Here is a 4,801-nt window from a genome sequence, read left to right on the forward strand (position 1 = left end):
GGCCCGGACGCGCGCCGAAAGAGCGCCGCACCCCTCTGACCGGCCCGTTACCCCGTGACGGGAGCCATCCGATCGGGCATACTCGACGCGCCACAGCCGCAGTCCCACGCCCCCGTGATCCGGAAGGGCAGGATCGGTCGGCAGTCTGCCTTTCCGGGTTCCGTCCCGGGAGATCACCCGGCGGCGCCTCACCCACCCCGCGAGCGCGACCGCCGCCACGCCCGACAGGGAGGAGAGCGCCGTCATGTCCGACCGTGCCCCGCAGCCGGTGGAACGCCGTCTGCCCACCGAGGAGTCCCGGCAGCTCGTCGCACTCGTCCGCGACATCGCATCGAAGGAGATCGCTCCGCGGGCGGCAGAGGAGGAGGAAGCGGGCGTCTTCCCGCGCGACGTCTTCACTCTGCTCTCCGAAGCCGGACTTCTCGGACTTCCGTACGACTCCGCTCACGGAGGGGGCGACCAGCCCTACGAGGTCTACCTCCAGGTCCTGGAGGAACTGGCCGCCGCCCGGCTCACCGTGGGGCTCGGCGTCAGCGTCCACTCCCTCGCCTGCCACGCACTCGCCGGATACGGCACAGAGGAGCAGCGCGCCGCGCACCTTCCGGGGATGCTCTCCGGCGGCCTGCTGGGGGCCTACTGCCTCTCCGAACCGGCCTCCGGCTCCGACGCCGCCTCCCTGCGCACCAGGGCGGTGCGGGACGGGGACGACTGGGTCATCACCGGCACGAAGGCCTGGATCACCCACGGCGGCGTCGCCGACTTCTGCACCGTGCTGGCCCGCACCGGTGTCGAGGGGCCGCGCGGCATCACGGCCTTCCTCGTCCCCTCGGACGCCGAGGGGCTAAACGCGGCCCTCCCCGAGAAGAAGATGGGGATGAAGGGCTCACCCACCGCGCAGCTCAACTTCGACGGCGTACGGGTGGGCGACGACCGCCGCCTCGGCGAGGAGGGCCAGGGCTTCGCCATCGCGCTGTCCGCCCTGGACTCGGGACGTCTGGGCATCGCCGCGTGCGCCGTCGGCCTCGCTCAGGCGGCCCTGGACGAGGCCGTCGGATACGCGACCGGGCGGCGCCAGTTCGGCCGCCCCATCGCGGACTTCCAGGGGCTGCGGTTCATGCTCGCCGACATGGCCACCCAGATCGAGGCCGGCCGGGCGCTGTACCTGGAGGCGGCGCGCCTGCGCGACGCGGGGCAGCCCTTCTCCCGGCAGGCGGCCATGGCGAAGCTTTTCTGCACGGACGCCGCCATGCGCGTCACCACCGACGCCGTCCAGGTGCTCGGCGGCTACGGCTACACGCTCGACTTCCCGGTCGAGCGGCTGATGCGCGAGGCGAAGGTGCTCCAGATCGTCGAGGGCACCAACCAGATCCAGCGCATGGTCATCGCGCGCCATCTCGCGGGCCCCGAAACCCGCTGACCCCGGCGGAGGAGCGCACCGGGCCGGCGGCGCGGCCGCCTGCTCCCACGCCGGACCGCGGAGGCCGGGCCGGGTCCGGCCGGTGCTCTCCCCGTGCCGCAACGGCGCGCTGGAGACCGGTGGATCGGCAGGCACGGCCGCGGCCCCGCGGGGCCCCCGGCCGCGCCGGGGCCCCGGGCCGGCCCCCGTGCCCGGCTGCGGAGCCGATCCCTCGACGGGGGGCGTGGCGTGGCGGCGGCGCCCGTCCCGGCGGATGCGTGCGGCGTGGTCCTCCGGGGCCGACGTGGCGGGGCGGACCGGGGCCACGGCCCCGCCGCATCGGGACCCCGTCCACCGGGGCACGGACAAAACGGCCGACCGCCGGGTAGCGGCGGTGCGCCGGCCGGGCCGTCGTGGCGCGGGCGTACGGGTCAGGCGGCCTCGCGCCGCGCCCCCGGCCCGCGCAGCGGACGGGAGCCGGGGCCCCCGGCGTGCGAGAAGGGCTGCATCCGCCAGTCCAGGCCCTGGGGGAGCGTGAGGAGCAGCCCGGTCTCCTGCTCCTGGAGATCCAGGGAGTCGTCCGCGGGACGGGCGTCCGCCGTGCCGCGGCCGGTGCCGGCGCAGACGGTGAGGACGAACGGGTTCCACGGTGTGGGGCAGCGGGCGTGCTCCGGCAGGACGTCCTCGTCGGCCAGCAGCGCGATCGGCTGGGCGCAGTCCGGGCAGATCACCCGGACCATCTCGAACATGTCGTACGCGTCGTCCTCGTCCGGATCGACGGGTTCCGGTTCGGTACGTCCGGTGAGCTTCAGGCTCTGCATGGGAATTCCCCCCTCGGGTGGGCCGGTCAGGCGCCACGGCCTCGACCACAGCAAGCACTTCCCGTGGGGCGAGGCCGATAACCGCGAGGGGGCTCGCTACCGACCCGTAAACCTGTGGCGTTGGTCACATGCCCCCCGCAGGTGCCGATCCAGGGCCCGCGCGACTGTGCCGACAGGCGTCCGTGGCCATAGGTTGATCCGCATGGAGGAGCTGGACCGTCAGATTGTGGAGTTGCTCGTCACGGACGGGCGGATGAGCTACACCGACCTGGGCAAGGCCACCGGTCTGTCCACCTCGGCGGTTCATCAGCGCGTCCGCCGACTGGAGCAGCGTGGGGTGATCCGGGGGTACGCCGCGGTCGTGGACCCCGAGGCCGTCGGGCTGCCCCTCACCGCGTTCATCTCGGTGAAGCCGTTCGACCCGAGCGCACCCGACGACATCGCGGAGCGGCTCGCCGGAGTGCCGGAGCTGGAGGCCTGCCACAGCGTGGCCGGGGACGAGAACTACATCCTCAAGGTGCGCGTGGCCACCCCGCTGGCGCTGGAGCACCTGCTCACCCGCATCCGCTCGCTCGCCGGGGTCTCCACCCGGACGACCGTCGTCCTGTCCACCCCGTACGAGGCCCGGCCCCCGCGCGTCTGAGCCCCCGCGGGCCGCCCGACGGGGGTGTTCCAGGGGGTCGCGGGCCGGGCGGTGGGCGGCAGGCGGGAGACTGGTCCCATGACCGAGAGCACCGCCGCCCAGAGCGCCCCCGAACACCGCACCGTGCTGTTGCGCGGCGGAGACGTCCACAGCCCCGCCGACCCGTTCGCCACCGCCATGGTCGTCGAACGCGGGCATGTCGCCTGGGTCGGGTCGGAGGGGGCGGCCGACGCCTTCGCCGGGGGGGTGGACGAGGTGATCGACCTCGAAGGCGCCCTGGTCACCCCGGCGTTCACCGATGCCCATGTGCACACCACCGCGACCGGCCTCGCCCTGACGGGGCTGGACCTGTCGAAGGCCCCCACGCTCGCCGACGCCCTCGGACTCGTCCGCGCGTTCGCGCGGGCGCACGCGGCCGGGGACGTCCTGCTCGGACACGGCTGGGACGCCGCTCGCTGGCCCGAGCGGCGCCACCCCTCGCGCGCCGAGCTGGACGAGGCGGCCGACGGCCGGGCGCTGTACCTGCCCCGGATCGACGTGCACTCCGCCGTCGCCACCACAGCCCTCCTGGACCTCGTTCCGGGCGTCACCGCGATGGCCGGGTACCACCCGGACGCGCCGCTGACGGGCGAGGCCCACCACGCCGTGCGGGCCGCCGCCCACGGGGCTCTCTCCGCCGGGCAGCGGGGCGCGGCCCAGCGCGCCGCCCTCGACGAGGCGGCTTCCCTGGGGATCGGCGCCCTGCACGAGTGCGGCGGGCCCGACATCTCCGACGAGGAGGACTTCACCTCCCTCCTCGCGCTCGCCGCCGAGCGGCCCGGCCCGCGGGTCTTCGGCCTCTGGGCCGAGGAGGTCGCCGACGTGGAGGGCGCCCGGCGGGTCCGGGAACTCGGCGCGGTCGGCGCGGCCGGAGACCTCTTCGTGGACGGCTCCCTCGGCTCGCACACGGCGTGCCTGCACGAGCCGTACGCGGACGGCGCGCACACCGGCACCGCCCACCTGGACGAGGCCAGGATCGCCGCCCATGTCGCCGCCTGCACAGAGGCCGGGCTCCAGGCCGGGTTCCACGCCATCGGCGACGCGGCGGTCCACGCGGTCGTGGCGGGGGTCAGGGCCGCCGCCGACCGGCTCGGCCTCGCCCGGGTCCGGGCCGCCCGCCACCGTGTCGAGCACGCGGAGATGCTCACCCCGACGACCATCGCGGCCTTCGCCGAGCTGGGCCTGACCGCCTCCGTCCAGCCCGCTTTCGACGCCGCGTGGGGCGGCCCCGACGGCATGTACGCCCAGCGCCTGGGCGCGGAGCGCGCCGCGACCCTCAACCCGTACGCCGCCCTGCTGCGGGCCGGCGTCCCGCTCGCCTTCGGCTCCGACAGCCCGGTCACCCCGCTGGGCCCCTGGGAGGCCGTACGGGCCGCGGCCCACCACCGCACCCCGGAGCACCGGATCTCGGTCCGTGCCGGGTTCACCGCCCACACACGGGGCGGCTGGCGTGCCGTCGGCCGCGACCACGGGGGGCTCCTGGTGCCCGGCGCGCCGGCCGACTACGCGGTGTGGCGGACGGCCGAACTCCTGGTCCAGACCCCCGACGACCGGGTCGCCCGGTGGTCCACCGACCCCCGGTCCGGCACCCCGGGGCTGCCGGACCTGACGCCCGGCGCGGAGCTTCCGGTCTGCCTGCGCACGGTGGTCTCCGGGCAGACGGTCTACATGCGACCGAACGAGTGACGTCGGGCCCTTTCGTACCGCCGATCGATGGCGTCCGGGCCGGTTCGCTGGCTGAGACCACCCCGCGCCGACCAGGCAATTTGGACAAAAGCCGCAGGTTGCACGGCTGTTGACAGAACGCGCCCACGGGCCGGTAGGTTCGGCCGGGTCCACCACAGGACGTCCGCCCGGTCGAACCTCCACGCAGTCGTCGAACGCCGCTGGGTCACGCGGTGG

The 4,801-nt window shown here is 75.1% G+C and carries 4 protein-coding genes; 3 read left to right on the top strand and 1 reads right to left on the bottom strand.

Features of this window, described 5'->3' with window-relative positions:
• Window positions 1–244: 244 nt before the first annotated feature.
• Window positions 245–1,417: an acyl-CoA dehydrogenase family protein gene (locus V9U70_RS14560; protein ID WP_336675400.1), complete on the top strand. Its 1,173-nt coding sequence runs from the start codon at window positions 245–247 to the stop codon at window positions 1,415–1,417.
• A gap of 410 nt (window positions 1,418–1,827) precedes the next feature.
• Here V9U70_RS14560 and V9U70_RS14565 read toward each other — a convergent pair whose 3' ends face one another.
• On the bottom strand, window positions 1,828–2,217 hold the full coding sequence (locus V9U70_RS14565; protein ID WP_336675402.1) for a hypothetical protein: 390 nt from the start codon (window positions 2,215–2,217) through the stop codon (window positions 1,828–1,830).
• A 202-nt stretch (window positions 2,218–2,419) separates the two neighbouring features.
• Between V9U70_RS14565 and V9U70_RS14570 the strand changes: the two genes are divergently transcribed.
• A complete protein-coding gene (locus tag V9U70_RS14570; RefSeq protein ID WP_336675404.1) occupies window positions 2,420–2,860 on the top strand; it encodes an Lrp/AsnC family transcriptional regulator in 441 nt (146 codons plus the stop codon).
• Window positions 2,861–2,938: 78 nt separating this feature from the next.
• Complete coding sequence (locus V9U70_RS14575) at window positions 2,939–4,585, top strand: amidohydrolase (RefSeq protein ID WP_336675405.1); 1,647 nt, start codon at window positions 2,939–2,941, stop codon at window positions 4,583–4,585.
• The last annotated feature ends 216 nt before the right edge of the window (window positions 4,586–4,801 follow it).

Source organism: Streptomyces pratensis (assembly GCF_037137275.1).
Classification (GTDB): domain Bacteria; phylum Actinomycetota; class Actinomycetes; order Streptomycetales; family Streptomycetaceae; genus Streptomyces; species Streptomyces pratensis_B.